Annotated in this window: 18 protein-coding genes; 3 read left to right on the top strand and 15 right to left on the bottom strand. The window is 52.0% G+C overall.

The window, feature by feature from the left end:
- Positions 1-38 precede the first annotated feature (38 nt).
- The 11 genes from BLW59_RS02530 to BLW59_RS02480 all read right to left on the bottom strand — a co-directional run bounded on the left by BLW59_RS02530 (position 39) and on the right by BLW59_RS02480 (position 10,824).
- Positions 39-470 carry a DUF1934 domain-containing protein gene (locus BLW59_RS02530; protein WP_081348341.1) on the bottom strand — a complete coding sequence of 144 codons (432 nt, stop codon included), beginning with the start codon at positions 468-470 and terminating at the stop codon, positions 39-41.
- A gap of 158 nt (positions 471-628) precedes the next feature.
- Positions 629-1,066: a DUF4869 domain-containing protein gene (locus tag BLW59_RS02525; protein WP_074695847.1), complete on the bottom strand. Its 438-nt coding sequence runs from the start codon at positions 1,064-1,066 to the stop codon at positions 629-631.
- 3 nt (positions 1,067-1,069) lie between these two features.
- The gene (locus BLW59_RS02520; protein WP_074695844.1) at positions 1,070-2,044 is read right to left on the bottom strand and encodes a translation initiation factor 2; all 975 of its coding nucleotides are present in this window, start codon (positions 2,042-2,044) and stop codon (positions 1,070-1,072) included.
- A 135-nt stretch (positions 2,045-2,179) separates the two neighbouring features.
- A complete protein-coding gene (locus BLW59_RS02515; RefSeq protein ID WP_074695842.1) occupies positions 2,180-2,605 on the bottom strand; it encodes an ACT domain-containing protein in 426 nt (141 codons plus the stop codon).
- A 14-nt stretch (positions 2,606-2,619) separates the two neighbouring features.
- Positions 2,620-3,921 (bottom strand): phenylacetate--CoA ligase family protein, encoded by a 1,302-nt coding sequence (locus BLW59_RS02510; protein WP_074695841.1) that lies wholly within the window; start codon positions 3,919-3,921, stop codon positions 2,620-2,622.
- 38 nt (positions 3,922-3,959) lie between these two features.
- Positions 3,960-4,538, bottom strand: coding sequence for an indolepyruvate oxidoreductase subunit beta (locus BLW59_RS02505; RefSeq protein ID WP_074695840.1), 579 nt, complete (start codon positions 4,536-4,538; stop codon positions 3,960-3,962).
- 12 nt (positions 4,539-4,550) lie between these two features.
- Positions 4,551-6,287, bottom strand: a complete 1,737-nt coding sequence (gene iorA / locus BLW59_RS02500) for an indolepyruvate ferredoxin oxidoreductase subunit alpha (RefSeq protein WP_074695838.1) — start codon at positions 6,285-6,287, stop codon at positions 4,551-4,553.
- Between the two features lie 2 nt (positions 6,288-6,289).
- The gene (locus BLW59_RS02495) at positions 6,290-7,936 is read right to left on the bottom strand and encodes a class I adenylate-forming enzyme family protein (protein WP_074695836.1); all 1,647 of its coding nucleotides are present in this window, start codon (positions 7,934-7,936) and stop codon (positions 6,290-6,292) included.
- 554 nt (positions 7,937-8,490) lie between these two features.
- On the bottom strand, positions 8,491-8,829 hold the full coding sequence (locus tag BLW59_RS02490) for a hypothetical protein (protein WP_074695834.1): 339 nt from the start codon (positions 8,827-8,829) through the stop codon (positions 8,491-8,493).
- Between the two features lie 55 nt (positions 8,830-8,884).
- Entirely contained in the window at positions 8,885-9,751 is an 867-nt protein-coding gene (locus tag BLW59_RS02485; protein ID WP_074695832.1) for a hypothetical protein, read from the bottom strand.
- Positions 9,752-9,978: 227 nt separating this feature from the next.
- Positions 9,979-10,824, bottom strand: a complete 846-nt coding sequence (locus BLW59_RS02480) for an Rpn family recombination-promoting nuclease/putative transposase (RefSeq protein ID WP_074695830.1) — start codon at positions 10,822-10,824, stop codon at positions 9,979-9,981.
- A 220-nt stretch (positions 10,825-11,044) separates the two neighbouring features.
- Here BLW59_RS02480 and lgt point away from each other — a divergent pair, with 220 nt between their 5' ends.
- From lgt to BLW59_RS02465, 3 genes are all read left to right on the top strand, one after another.
- Positions 11,045-11,890, top strand: a complete 846-nt coding sequence (gene lgt, locus BLW59_RS02475; protein ID WP_074695828.1) for a prolipoprotein diacylglyceryl transferase — start codon at positions 11,045-11,047, stop codon at positions 11,888-11,890.
- A gap of 65 nt (positions 11,891-11,955) precedes the next feature.
- Positions 11,956-12,414 (top strand): S-adenosylmethionine decarboxylase family protein, encoded by a 459-nt coding sequence (locus tag BLW59_RS02470; RefSeq protein WP_074695827.1) that lies wholly within the window; start codon positions 11,956-11,958, stop codon positions 12,412-12,414.
- A 92-nt stretch (positions 12,415-12,506) separates the two neighbouring features.
- On the top strand, positions 12,507-13,550 hold the full coding sequence (locus tag BLW59_RS02465) for a hemolysin family protein (protein WP_318253597.1): 1,044 nt from the start codon (positions 12,507-12,509) through the stop codon (positions 13,548-13,550).
- A gap of 96 nt (positions 13,551-13,646) precedes the next feature.
- On the opposite strand, the gene BLW59_RS02460 is transcribed toward BLW59_RS02465, so the two are convergent.
- The 4 genes from BLW59_RS02460 to BLW59_RS02445 form a co-directional block, all read right to left on the bottom strand.
- Positions 13,647-14,117, bottom strand: coding sequence for a hypothetical protein (locus tag BLW59_RS02460; RefSeq protein WP_139283504.1), 471 nt, complete (start codon positions 14,115-14,117; stop codon positions 13,647-13,649).
- A gap of 91 nt (positions 14,118-14,208) precedes the next feature.
- Positions 14,209-15,570, bottom strand: coding sequence for a sensor histidine kinase (locus BLW59_RS02455; RefSeq protein WP_051650389.1), 1,362 nt, complete (start codon positions 15,568-15,570; stop codon positions 14,209-14,211).
- A complete protein-coding gene (locus BLW59_RS02450) occupies positions 15,570-16,247 on the bottom strand; it encodes a response regulator transcription factor (protein ID WP_029545166.1) in 678 nt (225 codons plus the stop codon). Before BLW59_RS02450 ends, BLW59_RS02455 begins: the two co-directional genes overlap by 1 nt.
- A gap of 217 nt (positions 16,248-16,464) precedes the next feature.
- On the bottom strand, positions 16,465-17,970 hold the full coding sequence (locus tag BLW59_RS02445; protein ID WP_029545168.1) for an IMP dehydrogenase: 1,506 nt from the start codon (positions 17,968-17,970) through the stop codon (positions 16,465-16,467).
- Positions 17,971-18,343 lie beyond the last annotated feature (373 nt).

Here is an 18,343-nt window from a genome sequence, read left to right as displayed (position 1 = left end):
TAAATCCCCCTAATAAACTTCATTATATAAGGTTAATATCAATCAATTTCCGCAACCTCGATGAAGAGGCTGTTTTGGCTTTGGTGGACACCCTCCACCGCCAAACTGTACTCCACCGTGAGCGATTTTACCTCAGAGGCAAGATCCATGCCCAAAAATTCCGTACGCACCGCCAGATTCAGGATTCCTATGGGCGTGCGGTAGGGACTGCGGCTTTCCCTGCGGGGCATGAACTCCATGGTCTGCTCCACGGCACCGTGCCGCAGAAGAGTGAGCTTTTCCTCGTCGAACTTCAAGGTGGTGGAAACCTTACCTGCCTCGGACAGCCCCTCTTCCTCATAGAGGACATAGTGCTTGCCCCCCCGGAAAATATAGCGTCCCTTGGCTTCCGTCCTGATGGTGTTTTCCTCCCCATCGGGAGTTTTCTGCACACCTTTGACCCTAACCAGCACCGGGCTCATTTCCTTCATTAAAGGCCCCCTCTCCTGCAAACAATACTGTTCCCTATTATAGCCTATCTATCCCTGCTTGCCAACAAAAATTTTATACCTATATATTCCATTTATAGAAAAATTCGAACAATTAATTTTATAAGGAATAGCTCGCCCTCTCGGCGAGCTATTTTGCACTATACATATTTGATTGCAATGGGCAGCAATTCCTTCATGGACCGAGCCGTCTTGCCTGTATTCATAACATAGACTTCAAAAGGTTCCTCTCCGAAATTCATGATATTGCGCAGGTTCACTGTCCTGTCTTCCTGCTCTGTCATCTTCAGCAGCCACTTGGCACAGTTATTGCCGCAGGTAGAAACATTGAACACCCTTTCCGGCATGAATTTCACCAACATCAGCGTCTTCACCCCGCCAGAAAGCCTCTCAGGTGCAATCTTGCCCAGCACAGGACTGTCTATCACCCCGGTGCCCAGCACTTCTGACTTGTCTACATCGGCTATCATCTGCTTGGAAAAATCATCCACTATCCAATCATCATCATAACTGTTCTTGAAAAACATCGACGTATTGAATACTGCTTCCGGCATATCACCATAGAATATCCTCAGCATCTATCACACCCCCAGTATGTTCAGCAGAGGCTTCATCTGCACAAAAATCTTTGCTGTACTCCCCTCGTGCAGATAAACGGGTGCCAGTTTCCTTTTGCTGTACTGATACAATGTCCCTATGGTACTGTCCTTAAGCACCTCTGTGAAGAACTGCTCCCAGCTGAAAAATTTTTCGCTATCCACATAATCATATGGCCTGGCCAACATTTCTGAAAGGCCCTCCCTTTCCACAAGGCCTGACTGCAAAATAAGCCATTCAAATGATTCCGGCAGATAAAGGTACACATCATCCCTTGCCTTCATCAGTTCTGTCACCCGCTCCATCTCAGGCCCAAAAACGGCTCCATCAGCAATGACTACCACAGCCTCAGATGAGTTCAATATTGCCTCAGCAATATTTGATTTCCCCTTAGCAGATACGCAGGTCTTAATCTTATCCTTGAATACTTCACTGAAAAACTGATAGCCTGAATTAGAATCCTCGGTGATTATCTTGCTTGCCCTTACATCTCCATCGCTGTAAGGGATATTTTCATACAAGCGGTAGAATTCATGATAAGTCTTCTTCAAGGTACCATATTTGCCAGAATTTCTTATGCCATAAATTTCATCTACACTATAGGGGATATTTTCCAAGCGCTCCCGGGTAACAATTACATAGTAGTTGGTTGATTGCCTTATCATTTCGGCAAACTCTTGTGACAGGACAAACGGATGACCTTCATCTACAAAAACGATGCTGTTTTCCAGCTCCTCAATGTCACGCTGCCAATTACGGCTTGTCAGGACTACACACTTCCTGTCACAGCTGACAGTGACACCACTGTCGATACCATTCTCATTGTAGTCACTGATCATGTCAACCAGCGTGGTCTTCCCCGTAGCGCTCTGCCCCCGAATAACCGTTATATTCCGCCTTACGGTGAATTTATACTGAAGCCGTCTGCTATTTATGACAATATCATAACTGCCACGCAAAATATCACCCCGCTTAGGAAAAACCTCAAAACCTACAACAAGTTTAGCATATATGCCTATCTAAGGACAACAGCCCTACTCGGAAATCGATCCGAATAGGGCTGTCTTTTTATCCACAGTAAAAGCTGCCAAATCTTACACAGCCGACATTTCCTCTGCCGACAGGGGGATGCCTCCGGCTTTGCGGAGGGCGGCTTCGGCGTTCTTGGTATCGTTCACCCGGAAGATCATGTAAGCGTTCTTCTTGCCGGCGAAGGCATACATGTACTCTATATTGATTTTGGCTGCCTCAAATTTGGCCAGCAGGGCATCAAGGCCGCCGGCTTCATCGGAAATGGCAAAGACCAGCACTGAGTTTAGCCTGGTGATGAAACCTGCATTCTCCAGTACATTGGTGGCTTCAAAAACATCGTCCACCAGCATGCGCACAATGCCAAAATCCTTGGTATCCGCCAGGGACAGGGCACGGATGTTGATCTTGTTCTCCGCCAGGACGGCAGTCATGTTTTTCAGCGTTCCCGGCCGGTTCTCCAAAAATACGGAAATCTGCTTCACACTCATAGCTTGGCACCTCCTCAGATCTTGCGCTTGTCTATGACCCGGACAGCCTTGCCGCTGCTCCGCTCTATGCTCTTGGGCGCTACCAGGGAAACCTTGACACGGATGCCCAGGATGTTCTTGATGCCTTCTGCCAGTTCTTTGCGGTGCTCATCGATCTCGCCCACATTGTCAGTGAACATCTGAGGCGTCATTTCCACCTTCACCTCCATGGTGTCGGTGTTGTTCACCCTGTCTACCACAATCTGATAATTGGCTGCGTAGCCGTGATTTAAGAGCACTGTCTCAATCTGGCTGGGGAACACGTTGACCCCGCGGATGATGAGCATATCATCGCTGCGGCCCATGGGCTTGGACATGCGCACATGGGTGCGACCGCAGCTGCACTTTTCCCTGGTCAGCACGCAGATATCTCTGGTGCGGTAGCGCAGGATGGGGAAAGCCTCCTTGTCCAGGGCAGTGAGCACCAGTTCCCCCTGGCTGCCCTCCGGCAACACCTCCCCGGTATCCGGATCGATGATCTCTGCATAGAAGTGGTCTTCGTTGATATGCATGCCCTGTTGGGCCGAGCAGCCAAAGGCCACCCCGGGTCCAGAAAGCTCCGTCAGGCCGTAAATATCATAGGCCTTGATACCCAAGGTCTTTTCAATATCCTGCCGCATTTCCTCTGACCAGGCCTCTGCCCCGAAAATGCCGATCTTCAAAGGGATTTCCTCAGGGCTGTAGCCCATTTCCTTCATGGTTTCAGCAAGATAGGCGGCATAGCTGGGAGTGCAGCAGAGGATAGTAGCCTTCAAGTCCATGATGAACATAATCTGCCGCTCCGTGTTGCCGGAGCTGGCAGGCACTGTGAGGCAGCCCAGTTTGTGGGAGCCGCCGTCTATGCCGGCGCCGCCGGTGAACAGGCCATAGCCATAGGCAATGTGGCACACATCTTCATCGGTCCCCCCTGCCGCAGCGATGGCCCTGGCTGTGCAGTCATTCCACATATCTATATCCGCCTGGGTATAAAAGGCCACCACCCGCTTGCCCGTGGTGCCAGAGGTGGAATGGATGCGCACACAGTCCTTCAGGGGCACAGCTAAGAGGCCATAGGGATAAGAGTCACGCAGGTCGTATTTGGATATGAAGGGCAGCTTGCTGATATCGGCCAGAGATGTAATATCCTCCGGCCGCACGCCCTTTTCCTCCATCTTCTGGCGATAGTAGGGCACATGCTCCCAGGCATGGCGCACCTGCTTCTGCAGCTTTTCCTCCTGCCAGGCCCTGATTTTTTCCGGCGGGGCACATTCTATTTCTGGTTGAAAATATTTCTCCATAAAATACCTCTTTTCGTGATGAATCTAACAGCTACGAATCAGTCCTGATAATTTCTTCCCAGGGCAAAGGCCTTCTGATTGAGTTCCAGGAATTTAGGCGGCACGCTGTCAGCCAGAACCTGCTGCCACACCTCTTCACTGATGTCAAAATAATGGGAGAGCCTGCCCAAAAGCACGATATTCACCGCTTTTTGGGAGCCTGCTTCCCTGGCCAGGGTCAGGCAGTCCATGGCATCTATGCTGATGCCCTTGGCCTTGATCTTTTCCACCAGCTTCTCAGGGTAAGCCGCCGCCCCCGTAATGACGGGCATGGGGTCTATCTGCTGGGTATTAGTGACTATCTGTCCCCCGGGCTTCAGGCATTTGAGCCAGCGTGCCGTCTCGAGGATCTCAAAAGAGACGATGAAATCCGCCTCCCCTTCGTCCACCACAGGAGAATACACCCGGTCGCCAAAGCGCACATAAGTGATGACGCTGCCTCCCCGCTGAGACATGCCGTGAACCTCCGAAACCTTCACATCATAGCCCTGCCGCAGCAGCAGTTCGCCCAGAATCTTGCTGGCCAATAAAGAGCCTTGCCCGCCTACGCCGATAATGATGATATTTTTTGTTTCCATAGTGCCGCCTCCTCAATTTTTCATCATGCTGGCAAAGGCCTGCTTGGGACAAAGCTGCTGGCACAAGCCGCAGCCCACACAGAGGGTAGTATCCACCTGGGCCTTGCCCTCCTTGATGGAAATGGCGGGACAACCGATGCGCATACAGGCTTTGCAGCCGATGCACTTCTCCCTGTCTACGAAGAGAGGCGCCTTATGCTGGACGTTTTTCAGCAGGGCGCAGGGACGGCGGGAAATGATCACCGAAGCCTCCGGGGCAGCCAGTTCTTCCGTGATGGCCGCTTCCGTAGCCTTGAGGTCGTAGGGATCTGTTACCCTTACCCTGGCAAAGCCCATGGCCCAGCAAAGAGCCTCAAGATCTATCCTGCCAGCCGGTTCTCCCTTGATGTTCAGCCCGGTGGCAGGATTCTGCTGATGTCCCGTCATGCCGGTGATGGAATTGTCCAGGATGATGATGGTGGAGGGTGACTGGTTGTAGGCCACATTGGCCAGGCCTGTCATGCCGGAGTGGATAAAGGTGGAATCCCCGATAACAGCCACGGTCTTGCCGCTGCTTTCCGCCCCCCGCATCTTGTTGAAGCCGTGGGTGGCACTGATGGAAGCCCCCATGCAGAGGGTCATATCCATGGCTGCCAGAGGCGGTACTGCCCCCAGTGTATAGCAGCCGATATCCCCCAGCACCGTGCATTTCTTCTTCTGCAGTGTGTAGAACAGTCCGCGATGAGGGCAGCCGGCACACATGACGGGAGGACGGGAAGGAATAGCCTCCTCCAGGCTCTCCCCTGCCGTAATCCCGCGGCCAAAAGCCTTGGCTACCAGATTCTGGGAAAACTCGTCAATGCCAGGCAAAATATCCCGCCCGGATACCACAAGGCCCAGACTGCGCACATACTGCTCGATGATGTCGTCCAGCTCCTCTACCACCACCAGCTTTTCCACCTTGGCAGCAAAGTCCCGGATTTTCCGCTCCGGCAGGGGATTCACCAGCCCCAACTTCAGGACGCTGACGCTGTCTCCGAAGACCTCCTTCACATACTGGTAGGAAGTGGATGAGGTGATGATGCCCAGCTCCGTGCCTCCCATTTCCACCCGGTTCAACTCCGTAGTCTCCGCATACTCCCTGAGAGCCTGGGTGCGGGCTTCCACAATAGGATGCCGCTTCTTGGCATTCCCCGGCATCATGACATACTTGGCGATATTTTTCTCGTAGGGCTTGTCGTATTCTGTACGCTCCCCCGTTTCCACCACGGACTGGGAATGGGCCACCCGGGTGCACATCTTGATGAGCACCGGGGTGTCGAATTTCTCCGAAAGCTCATAGGCTGTCTTGGTGAAGGCCAGGGCCTCTGCCGAATCGGCGGGTTCCAGCATGGGCACCTTGGCAGCAATGGCATAGTGGCGGCTGTCCTGCTCATTCTGCGAGGAATGCATGCCCGCATCATCTGCCACCACGACGACCATGCCCCCGTTCACACCAGTGTAAGACATGGTGAAGAGGGGGTCGGCAGCCACATTCAGCCCCACGTGCTTCTGTGCGCAGAAGGAACGCTTCCCCGCCAGGGATGCCCCGAAGGCCGACTCCATGGCCACCTTTTCATTGGGCGCCCATTCGCAGTAAATTTCCTCGTATTTCACCGCTTCTTCCGTAATCTCCGTGCTGGGAGTGCCCGGATAGCTGGACACGAAGCAGACACCTGCCTCGTACAGCCCCCTGGCTATGGCTTTGTTTCCTAGCATCAATGTTTTCATGCTCATTCTTCCTCGCTCTCCACTTGCCTCTCTACCAGATTATCTGCGCCGTACAGCTTGCGCAGCTTCGGCTTTTCGATTTTCCCCGTGGCATTCCGGGGAACCGCGTCAAAGATGATTTTCTTGGGGCGCTTGTACCTGGGCAGCTCCAGGCAGAAATCCTGGATTTCCTCCTCTGTGCAAGCCTCCCCTTCCTTCACCTGGATGATGGCTGCCGTAATCTCCCCCAACCGCTTGTCCGGCATGCCGATGACCGCCACATCCTTGATTTTCCTATGCTTGTGAAGGAAGTCTTCGATCTGGACGGGGTAGATATTCTCGCCGCCGCTGACAATGACATCCTTCTTGCGGTCCACCAGGAAAAAAAAACCATCCTCGTCCTGCATGGCCATATCCCCGGTAAAGAGCCAGCCCTCCCGCAGGACTTCGGCGGTGGCCTGGGGATTGTTGTAATAGCAGGTCATGACCCCGGGACCTTTCACGCACAGCTCCCCGACTTCGCCCTGGGGCACCTCCCGGCCTGCTTCGTCCACAATCCTGCAGACCCAGCGGTAGCCCGGCACGCCGATGGCCCCCACCTTGTGGATATTTTCCATGCCCAGATGCACGCAGCCCGGCCCAGTGGACTCCGACAGGCCGTAATTGGTATCATAGTCATGATGGGGAAAGTATTTTTTCCAATGACGGATGAGGCTTGAGGGCACAGGCTGGGCGCCGATGTGCATCAAACGCCACTGGGCCAGCTCATAGTCCTCCAGCTTCAGCTCTCCCCTGTCCAGTGCTCCCAGGATATCCTGCGCCCAGGGCACCAGCAGCCAGACGATGGTGCAGTGCTCCTGGGAAACGGCCTGCAGGATGATTTCCGGCTTGGTACCCTTCAGAAGCACCGCCCTGCCTCCTGTCACCAGGCTGCCCATCCAGTGGAATTTCGCCCCCGTATGGTAAAGGGGCGGAATGCACAGGAAAACATCCTCGTGGGTGGTGGCATGGTGCTTCTGCTCCATCTGGGCGGCCTGGGTCAGGCTCAGATGCTTGTGCAGGATGGCCTTGGGAAAGCCCGTAGTGCCCGAAGAAAAATAGATGGCGCCAAAGTCATCATCCGTAAGGGGCGGCACATTTGGCCTGGTACTGGGGCAATCCGCCACCATCAGATGGTAGCTTTCCGCAAAGGGAGGACAGCCATCCCCCACATAGATGAGCAGCCGCCCCTTGGACAGTCTTTCCGCATTTGTCTCGATACGGCCAATGAAGCTGGGGCCGAAGATGATCACGCTTACTTCGGCCAATTCCGCGCAGTAGAGAATCTCTTTCGCATCGTAGCGGAAATTGAAGGGCACGGCAATGGCCCCCGTCTTCAGGATGCCAAAGTAAATGGGCAGCCACTCCAGGCAGTTGTACATGAGGATGGCCACCTTGTCCCCCTTGCGGACTCCCCGCTGCAAAAGCAGATTAGCACAGCGGTTGGCCTTTTCCTCAAACACGCTCCAAGTGATTTCCCGCCTATAGGGAGCGAAGCGGTCTGATTCAATGAGGCTGTATTCCTTCCAGCTCATGCGCCGGTTGTCCGGCTCTGTGGGATTGAGTTCCACCAGCGCAACTTCATCCCCATAAAGCTCTGCGTTGCGCTCCAGATATTCCATAACAGGCATATTCCCAACGTCCCCTTCCCATTTTCACGGTGTTTCGAACACCCATGTTACAAGTATACAATCAACATCAGTAAACATACAAGTTTTTATTTTCTACATAAATACAATTTATTCCTGCCCGCTTTCACATATTTCATCCTCTGCCGATATAACTTGTAGAGAGTGTAGCACCGTCCAGCAAGAAACGCAGCCAGCAGAAAAGGCCCGCCGTGATGGCGGGCCGGTGGGCTTCGGAGGGCGAACTTGAGCGTGAAGCGCCTTTAGTCCTACGATCCCACCCGCTTCGCTCGGGGAGCGATTCACACGCCGCTAAAGCGGCGGTTCTCTGCTCCAATGTTGGCTATCGGTGACGGGTGCTGCCCCTTCTCCCCTCCGCTTCTGTGTTCCGGCAATGATAGCCGTAAGGACATTATCGGAGAACGGAGGCGGGCTGGGCTTTGCGGCGATGGAGCTGCGGTGTGCGGCAGCGTGCCTCCATGGACGGGCACTATTTCTGATAGCCCCTCAATGACGAGGGCAACCATCGAACCCCTATGTTTTCTGCTTTTCGTATATTATGCTTGAATATCTATACCAGATGAAAACTCTGTATTTTGACGACGATAGATGGCATTATCCTTTTGGCGAAGTTCATGTTCTATTTTTGATAATTCATCTTCTAAGGCTGCTTGTTGTTCAGGATTAGCAATGCTGCTTAGACGTTTGGATAGTTGGGCTTCTCTTGCCTTCAATTGTGCAATTTCTGCATCTACCTTATCCGTAGAAGCAATGCATATTTCTTCATCATTATTTTTTAATTCATCAACTTTGGTTTTTTCAGTTGGGCTGTAGGAAGATTGAGAAGAATGATAAGTTTGTTGACTATTATATGTGATCACTCCTTGAATATCCACAATAATTCACCTCACTGCATATTGTAAATACATTGTTGATATTCATTATTTTGTATCAAGAAGATAAAACTCCCACACCGACAGCTGTCACTTGTGGATTTTCACTATCAAAGGATATATCCATCTGTACTTCTGTTGTTGGCATTGGTATTTCTTCCACACTATAATCCTTTGGCTCGCTTTCTCTAGCTCTTGCTTCATCATTCTCTGCTGAAATTTTCTCGTCTTCTCTGTCCTCTCTCTTTCGTTGATGTTCAGCAAGAGCGGCGGCACTTTTGGCCATAGCATAAAGATCTTTGTTGAATTCCATTAGTTCCTTTTCATCAGCTGGAGAAACTTTTCTTCCATGCATAATACGAGACGCAGTGGTCATAGCACGAGACATTTTATCGTTGGCTTCTCTCATGGCATCACTAGACTGACGAGCATTGGCAGCTTCATGTAAAAGCATGTTGTGCATAAAAATGGCCTTTTTAGAGTTCTGAATCTGTTCGTTTGTTGCCAGAAGTTGTTTTTTTACATCGTCAGACAGTTCCACCTGTCTACCGTCAACCTCGATATACCCTTGCTCCACAGCACGATTCAGCATAGCCGAATTCTCAAAAGAAATAGATAGGCTGTTTTTATTGCCTCGATGAATGATATTAAATGCAATATTATAATTGTTATCTTTAGCTTTTGATGTAGCCTTTTCGTTTTCGCTTTGATTAAGTTCTTGCCCTAATGCTGAAATCTCAACCTTATCTTCCGTATTGTATGTTTTTACGGTGTTATGGTTAGCAACATAAGCAGCCGCAGCAGATTTATCATCTTTGGGAATAAAAATGGAATCCTTCATGGTACGCTCGTGAATTGCCTTACTTGTTGACTGGCGAACATAGTATTCAAGCTCTTGCTTTGTAACATTAGTTAGTATACGCATTCCCACCATCCTCTCTTTTAATAGCTTATACCAATTATAGTCTAAACGACAAATAGCACATACGGATAAACCTACATATTCATATATCGTATTTTTCTAAAAAAACTTAAGGACTGGTAGAAAACACGATAGAGAAACCCACTGTGGAAATGGCGATGAGCGCTTCCTCCCCTATGCCAGCCACACATATACAAGAAAAGCCCCGGTCTCCCGGAGCTTTACATCTTTTACCAGTTGGCTTCCACATACCCTTGGGCCACCTTGGGCTGGAGGCCGAAGCGGGCCATGAGTTTGTCTGCTGTTGTGGCCTTGTCAACATTGAGTTCCTTCAAGGTTATAACCATGGCCTTTATGCCTTCTTCTTTGACATATTTTATCTGTGCTGCCTGATCACGGCGGAACTTCTCCGCTTTATCATAGGCTCTTTTGGCCACTTCATCCTTGGTGAACATATCTTCCACCTCCATCGCGTCACGAATGGCAGCCTCGCTCTCAGCTATCTCCTTCAGCTCCTCATCCGGGGTGCTGGGGGAGAAGTAGGCCGCCCATTTCTCCATGCGGTTCATGTCCTTCACGCTCTTGCCCTTGAACTTCAGCAGCTCAAGGAAATGTATCTCCAGCTTGTCCGTGAGCTGGCATTTGGTCTTGATGTCGTAAACGCCAAAGCAGCTGTGCATATCCGGGTAGGCCTTCACATCGAACAAGTTGAAGCCCAGAATATTGATGGCCACAGTGCGCTTCAGCTGATCATATTCCTCGCCACGTTTGAGGTCAGCATAATTTTTCGCCCAGTAGTACAGGGAACGCTCTCCCATAGAGGTCAGGGAATTGACCTGCATTTCAATATTCACCTTGACACCCGAAGCCGTCTGGCCAAGGATATCCAGCCTTGATTCCTTCCCCTCATACTCGTCAGCGTCAAGCTCCCTGTCTATGAACTCAATATCCGTCAGAAGCTCTGTGCCCTGGAACTCAAAGAAAGCATTGATAAGGGCCAGGGTAATCTCCGGGTGCTTGGCAAATACTGCCTTGAATACGGCGTCATTGGTGCGGTTGATACGAAAAGCTGCCATGTCCATTCCTCCTGTTTCTTGTCTATATTTTACTACTAACATTTAGCTAACACAAGCCACGGTGCTCTGCGAAGCAGAGCCAGCCCCTTTAGAGGCAGACACAGCGTAAGGCGTTCCAAGGGGCTCAAAGCTTCCTTGGAACGCCATTGTTCAGATTTTGTCTGTCGACAAAATTTGGACAATAGCGTTATAATGTAAACTATCCTAAGGAGGACTGTATATGCACCAATATTTATTCTATATAGGAAACTTTCCCATCCGCAGCTATGGACTTGTCATTTCCCTCTCCATCATCCTGGCTACGGGAGTAGGCTATTTTCTGGCTAAAAAAGAAAACAAAGGTTATGAGAAGCACATCGTGGACCTTGGCATCTATTGCGGCATTGCGGGACTGATTGGCGCCCGGCTCTGGGATGTATTCTTCTTTGACTGGGATTACTATTCCCACCATCTGACGGAACTCTTTGCTGTCTGGCAAGGGGGCATGGCCATACAGGGCGGAGTGCTGCTGGGAGTGCTGACAGGTGTTTATTATTGCAGGAAGCATAAACTGGACACCCTGGCGCTGATGGATATCCTGGCTCCTGCCATCATCCTGGGGCAGGCTCTGGGGCGCTGCGCCAACCTGCTGAATGGCGATGCCTTCGGCGCCCCCACCGGCAGCAGCTTCGGAATTGTCTATCCTGACACCACCCTTGCCCACCGCACCTATGGCAATCAGCCTCTCTGGCCTGCAGAGGTCTGGGAAGGACAGCTGGACATGGTCATCTTCGCCCTGTTGCTGATGTTCCGCAGCCACAAGCACGCCAAAGGCCAGTGCTTTGCCCTCTACGTCTTCCTCTACAGCCTGGCCCGCTTCTGCCTGGAATTCCTGCGGGGAGATTATACGGAAAAAGTCTTCGGACTGCTCACCAGTGCCCAGACCACCAGTTCCATCCTCATGGCCCTGTCTGCAGCCGCCTTTATCCTGGCAGGCATTTACGAAAAACACCAGCAGCCAAAGCCCGGGCTTTCACCTATAATCGCAGCCACCAGCAGGAAAAAGAAGGATTCCGGGACTGATTGACGAAATAGACCATTATCATTTATAATTTACTTTATGACTACATACTAACAAGGAGGGTTTGGTTCGTGAAACTTAATGCAAGGCACCTGACGGTGGATTTGTATAACTGCAAGAACAGTCAGCTTACCGACATAGATCTCATCAAGAAGACCCTGAAGAGCAGCCTTTCCCAAAATGGTGCCAGCCTCATCAGCCTGTGCTGTGAGCAGGTAGAGGATGACCATCATGCCCTGATGGGTATTCTGGAGGAAGGCCACATCTCCCTGCAGGTTTACAGCGATCTGAAATATGTGGCCATGGACATCTTCCTCTGCAAGGAAGATGCCCAGCCTGAAGCAATCTCCAAAGCCATGCGTTCCTTCTTCAAGCCGGACAAGACCAAGACCACCCTCCTGAAGCGTGGGGATTTCACCACCCTGAAGGAAATCAAGCCCAAGGTGAAGACCCATGTGGCCCCCTTGAGGAAAATCCATAACACCGGTGCCAAGGTCATCAGAATTCTGGCTCACAGGAACAACAAGTAAAATCCCATAGCTAAAAAAACCGCCCTCGGGCGGTTTTTATCTAACTTCTGACTGAAACCGAAGCAATTTCTCACCATTAAGGAGTGTATATCTTGGATAATCCTGACCCTAATAGTTGGCTGAAAATCACCGTCTTACTTTTATCGGTCCTGTTCATCTTTTCTTTTGCCGCCTGCCTCACCCTGACTCTCAAGGGCTTCCTGCCCAAAGCCAGCGAGGACGAAGACGGCGCCCCCCATACCCCCAGGACTTTGAAATGGCTCTCTGCCCTTTCCTCTCCCTGGCTTATCTTCACCTCCGGCCTGGCCAAGCTGCTGCTGCTGCTCACAGGCCATAATCCCCAATCTCAGGAAAGCGTCACTGAAGACGAAGTCAAGGATCTCATTGAGCAGGGCACGGAGGAAGGCACCTTTGAAAAGACAGAGCAGGCCATGGTGGACAATATCTTCCACATGAGCGACCAGACCATCTATGCTCTGATGACCCCCCGCCCCCAAATGCTCTGGCTGGACCTGGCGGATCCCCTGAAGCACAACCTGAGGCTCATAAGGGAAACCGCCCAGACGGTCTTCCCCGTGGGCCGGGACAGCCTTGATGACTTCTGCGGCGTCCTCTATGCCAAGGAGCTCTTGGATGCCAGCCTTTCCCGCAAGTCCCTTGACCTGGCCCAGTACATCCACAAGCCCATCTTCGTGCCCCGTTCCATGGAAACCTTCCGGGTGCTGGAAAAGATGAAGGACAGCGACATACACGAGGCCATGGTGCTGGACGAATACGGCGGCGTGGTGGGCTTCGTGACCCTCACGGACATTCTGGAAGAAATCATAGGCGACACCATCGCCGTAGGTGAACCCACCGCCCCCCAGATTTCCGCCCGCGATGACCATTCCTGGCTGGTGGACGGCCTCTACTCCATTGATGATTTCAAGGAGCGCTTCGAAATCGAAGAGTTGCCCGATGAAGACCACGACCACTACCAGACCATGGGAGGATTTTTGACCTCCTGCTTCGGCTATATACCAAAAGTAGGTGAAAAGAAAGACTGGCAGGGTTATACCTTTGAAGTGCTGAACATGGACAGAGCCAGGATTGACAAGATACTCATCACAGAAAAGCACGTTGCAACCGAAGATTGATTGGCCAAGGCCGCCCGTAAGGGCGGCTTTTCTGCTTTATGCGAAGCCAAAAAAGAAAGACCTCCCAGCCCACGGCTCGGAGGTCTCGCCATTATGTTATTTTATCACCTTGAACCGCTGCGAGCGCAGCTCCCTGTCCTGGATTGCCTGAGCGGAATCTCGATTTTCCCGCTCCACGCTATGGATTGCGGGCATGGGCTTGAGATTACCCCTGCCCTTGGTCTGCCTTTCCTTCTCCAGATAAAGGATCTCCATCATATTAACCTGCTTCAGGTAATCCTTCAAAAAGCCCTGTTTTCGGGCATAGCGGATTTTCCTGGCCAGCACCAGCACAGCTTCATCCTGCAGTTCCAGCAGGCTCTCCCTTTCAAGAATCGACTCGTCTATCTCTTCCTTCAGTCCCAGCTTGCCCAGATAATCTATGAGCTCGCCCCGGAAATAGGCCAGGCGCATACGCTCCTGAAGACGCAGGGCGGCCCTGGTCAGTATGCCATCAAGCCTTTCCTCAAAACCGCCATGCTTCAAGCCAAGCACCTCCATGTCACAAGCGAGACTCACTCTCCCCATCTTGCAAACGCCTCCCCATCGCTCATCTTTGAGCATTTGGGCATATATTCGCATTCTATATCTCTGTTTCCTGCTTAAAGGAATTTTTTTCTCATACTTCCGCCGGCTTTTCTTCCTGACGGGTAAGCCCTGCCCAACCTTTGTTGGTGAGGCGGGCCTTAAGCTCCACTATAAAGGTGGTGCCCTTCCCCAAAGCGCTCTCTATGCGGATATGCCCCTTGTGCAGATTCACTATTTCCTGGGCAATGGCCAAGCCTAAGCCGTTGCCCCCCATCTCACGGGAGCGGGCTTTATCCACCCGATAGAAGCGGTCAAAGACCTTTTCCTGATCCTCGGGAGCAATGCCAATGCCAGTATCGGCCACAGCAAACTTCACCCGTCCCTTTTCTGCCTTAAGCAGGGACACGGTCACCGTGCCTTCCTCCGGAGTATACTTGACGGCATTATCCACCAAGATCAGGATCAGCTGGCGGATCTTCTGCTCATCAGCCTGTATTTCCGTCCTCTCAAGATTGTAGGTGTTGAGGGTGATGTGCTTCTGGTCTGCCAAAGGCTGCATCAGACGGGAGGTCTGCTCAATCAGTCCCGCCAGATCAAATTTCTGGGGCTTCAGCTTGAGAGCCTTATTGTCGCTTCTTGCCACCACCAGCAAGTCGCTGACCAGTTTGGTCATCTTCTTGACCTCATCACGCACATCCTCAATGACCTGCTTGAGGAAAGGGGACTGTATGCTGGGGTCATTCTGCAGGAGCTCAGCCGAAGCCATGACCACCGCCAGGGGGGTCCTGAGCTCATGGGAAGCATCTGCTGCAAACTGACGCTGCTTTTCGTAAGCGGTTTTGAGGGGTATCATGGCACGTCCTGAAAGGATATGACCCACCCCTGCAGCAATCAGCAGGGCCACCACGCCAACGATAGCCAGGGCATAGGTAGACTTTTCCATGCCATTGTACATGGCAGTGACGTCCTTGCCCACATAAACCCGCTGGCCTGTAGCACCATTCCAGGTGCCCGTGACCTCCTTGGCAGTCATCATGATCTTGCTCTTATGCCCATTTTCCCCTGTCTTGGTAAAGACGGACACCTCTCCTTCCGGCAGGCTCCAGTCCTGCATCACGTCAAGGATAAAGGGCTCAATGCGGAAAGAAGCCCGGGAAAAATTCAGCAGCCGCCCATCCTCGGCGAAAACATAGAAGAACAGCCTGTCATTGGTGCTCTTGTACACCACGCTGTCATCTATCACCAGCTCCGGATGCTGGTTGAGATAATTCTGGGCATCGCTGACATTCTCAACAGTATCAAGAAGCTCCCTGGCCTGCTCAGAGGTGATAGACCACTCCATGGAGCGGTGCATCACAAAGAGAATCACCGCCAGGAAAACAATCATCACCAGGGAATAAAGCATCGTAAGCCGCTGGCGGCTGCGGCCGAAAAGATTCTCGGAAATGGCCATCAGGCACCAGCCTCCAGCTTATAGCCTACACCGCGGACGGTCTTGATGACAGTCTGTCCGTCACCGGTATCAAGTTTCTTTCTGAGGATTTTCATATAGGAATCAATGTTGTTGGAGCTGACATCAGATTCCAGCCCCCAGATGCGGTCCAGGATGATATCTCTGGGCACCACAATGCCAATATTCTGGGCCAGCAGATCAAATATCTGGAATTCCCGGGGAGAAAGCTGGATAACCTGATCCTTCTTCTTCAGGACCTTGGCCGTGCGGTTCAGGGTGAAATCCCCCACCTCCACCACATCCTGCTGGATCTTCTGGGTGCTGCGACGTCCAAGGGCGCGCAGGCGGGCCAGGAGTTCTGCAAACTCGAAAGGCTTCACCAGATAATCATCAGCCCCTGCATCCAGCCCGGTTACCCTGTCCTCCACAGAATCACGGGCGGTGAGCATGAGGATAGCCCGCTCGTAACCGTCCCGCCTGAGCCTGGCACAGGCGTCCACGCCGTTCTCCCCGGGCATCATCCAATCCAGCACCAGGATATCATAATCGGCATACATGGCGTATTCATAGATATCGCTGCCATTGGTGACCCATTCCACCTGGATATTGTTCTGTTCCAACATGTATTGTATAAGCTTGCCTAAGCGTTTATCATCCTCTGCCAATAGAACCCGCATATCTTATCTGCCTCCTAGAAATTTCGTCTCCGGTGCCAGCTGCAACTAAAAGCAACCAATAGCCCTCCTATCATTATAAACCTTTGACCTGCGCTACGCTTGAAATTCTAATGAAAAAGAGCACCTTGCGGTGCTCTTGAGTTAAAAAGTGAGTGAGGGGCACAAGTGAAGCGCTGCTATGCCTGTGCTCCGAACCCTCAATATGATATTTTTGCTATCAGTCGCGTCCCAGCTGATCGCGCTTAATGACGTCATGGGCGCCGCCCTCCACGATGGAGGTAGCAGACACCAGGGTCAGACGGGCCTTCTCCCGGAATTCGGGCAGGGAGAGGGAACCGCAGTTGCACATGGTGGAGCGGATCTTGGCGGTAGTGGTCATGACATTGTCCTTGAGAGTACCAGCATAGGGCACATAGGAGTCAACACCCTCCTCGAAGGAAAGCTTCTTGGCGCCGCCCAAATCATAGCGCTGCCAGTTGCGGGCGCGGTTGGAACCTTCGCCCCAGTACTCCTTGTAGTAGTTGCCGTTGAGCTTGATCTTGGCCGTGGGGCTCTCGTCAAAGCGGGAGAAGTAGCGTCCCAGCATCAGGAAGTCAGCACCCATGGCCAGTGCCAAGGTCATGTGGTAATCGTGGACGATACCGCCGTCAGAGCAGACAGGAATGTAGACGCCAGTCTCCTCGTAGTATTCGTCACGAGCCTTGCAGACATCGATAAGAGCCGTGGCCTGGCCGCGGCCAATGCCCTTGGTCTCGCGGGTGATGCAGATGGAACCGCCGCCGATACCGACTTTGATGAAGTCTGCGCCAGCCTCAGCCAGGAAGCGGAAGCCATCAGCATCCACTACGTTGCCTGCACCCACCTTCACATCCTCACCGAAGTTCTCATGGATGTACTTGAGGGTGATGCGCTGCCACTCGGAGAAGCCCTCAGAGGAGTCAATGCAGAGCACATCTGCGCCAGCCTTCAGCAGGGCCGGCACACGCTCGGCGTAGTCACGGGTGTTGATGCCTGCGCCCACGATATAGCGCTTGTCCTTGTCCAACAGCTCGAACTTGTTTTCCTTGCTGTCGGTGTAGTCCTTGCGGAATACCATGTAGCGGAGGCGCTGCTCTTTGTCCACCAGAGGCAGCATATTCAGCTTGTGCTCCCAGATAAGGTCGTTAGCCTGGGAAAGAGTGGTGGTATCAGCATCAGCGCAAATCAGCTTCTCGAAAGGGGTCATGAAGGTACCAGCCTGAGTATCAAGACTCATGCGGCTGATGCGGTAGTCACGGCTGGTGACAATGCCCAGCAGCTTGCCATTGGAAGTGCCGTCCTCGGTGACAGCCATGGTGGAGTGACGGGTCTTTTCAAGGAGAGCCAGGATTTCGCCCAGGGTGGTGGTGGTCTTGATATTGGAATCAGAGCTTACAAAGCCGGACTTGTAGCTCTTGACCCTTGCCACCATAGCCGCCTCTTCCTCAATGGTCTGGGAACCATAGATGAAGGAAACGCCACCCTCCTTGGCCAGGGCAATGGCCATGGTGTCATTGGACACGGACTGCATGATGGCAGACGTCATGGGGATGTTCATGGAGAGCTTGGGTTCCTCGCCTTTTTTGAACTTCACCAGCGGCGTGCGGAGGGACACATTCGCCGGGATGCACTGCTCAGACGAATAGCCCGGTACCAGAAGATACTCCCCGAACGTATGTGATGGTTCCTTGAAATAGAATGCCAACGTAACCCCTTCTTTCTTTAGACTTGGAAAATATATTTTCAAAAGCTTAACACAGGCACTGCCCCCTGTCAATTCCCGAGGGCAAATTATAGGTTACATGTTTACACTTTCACAAAGAAATAATTACAAATAATGGCAAGCAAAAGGCCATTTTCTGTATTTCCATAAGAAAACCGGCAAGCCTTACGGGTGCGTCCACCTGACCGGCTGCCGGCCTCTTCAATATGCTATTTTCCGTTCTCATATCTGCCATTGGGATCGCTTTACGGGCCCATCGGACGTCCCCCTCCTTTGCGCTCCAGTCTACCAATCCACGGCAAGAGCTCCGCTTCCCTTCGGCTAGCATTACCATTCCCGGGAGGCTGCACTCCTC

Source organism: Selenomonas sp. KH1T6, assembly GCF_900108415.1.
Taxonomy (GTDB): Bacteria; Bacillota; Negativicutes; order Selenomonadales; family Selenomonadaceae; genus Selenomonas_B; species Selenomonas_B ruminantium_A.
Note: the sequence above shows the minus strand (reverse complement) of the source record. Positions and strands in the feature narration are given on the sequence as shown.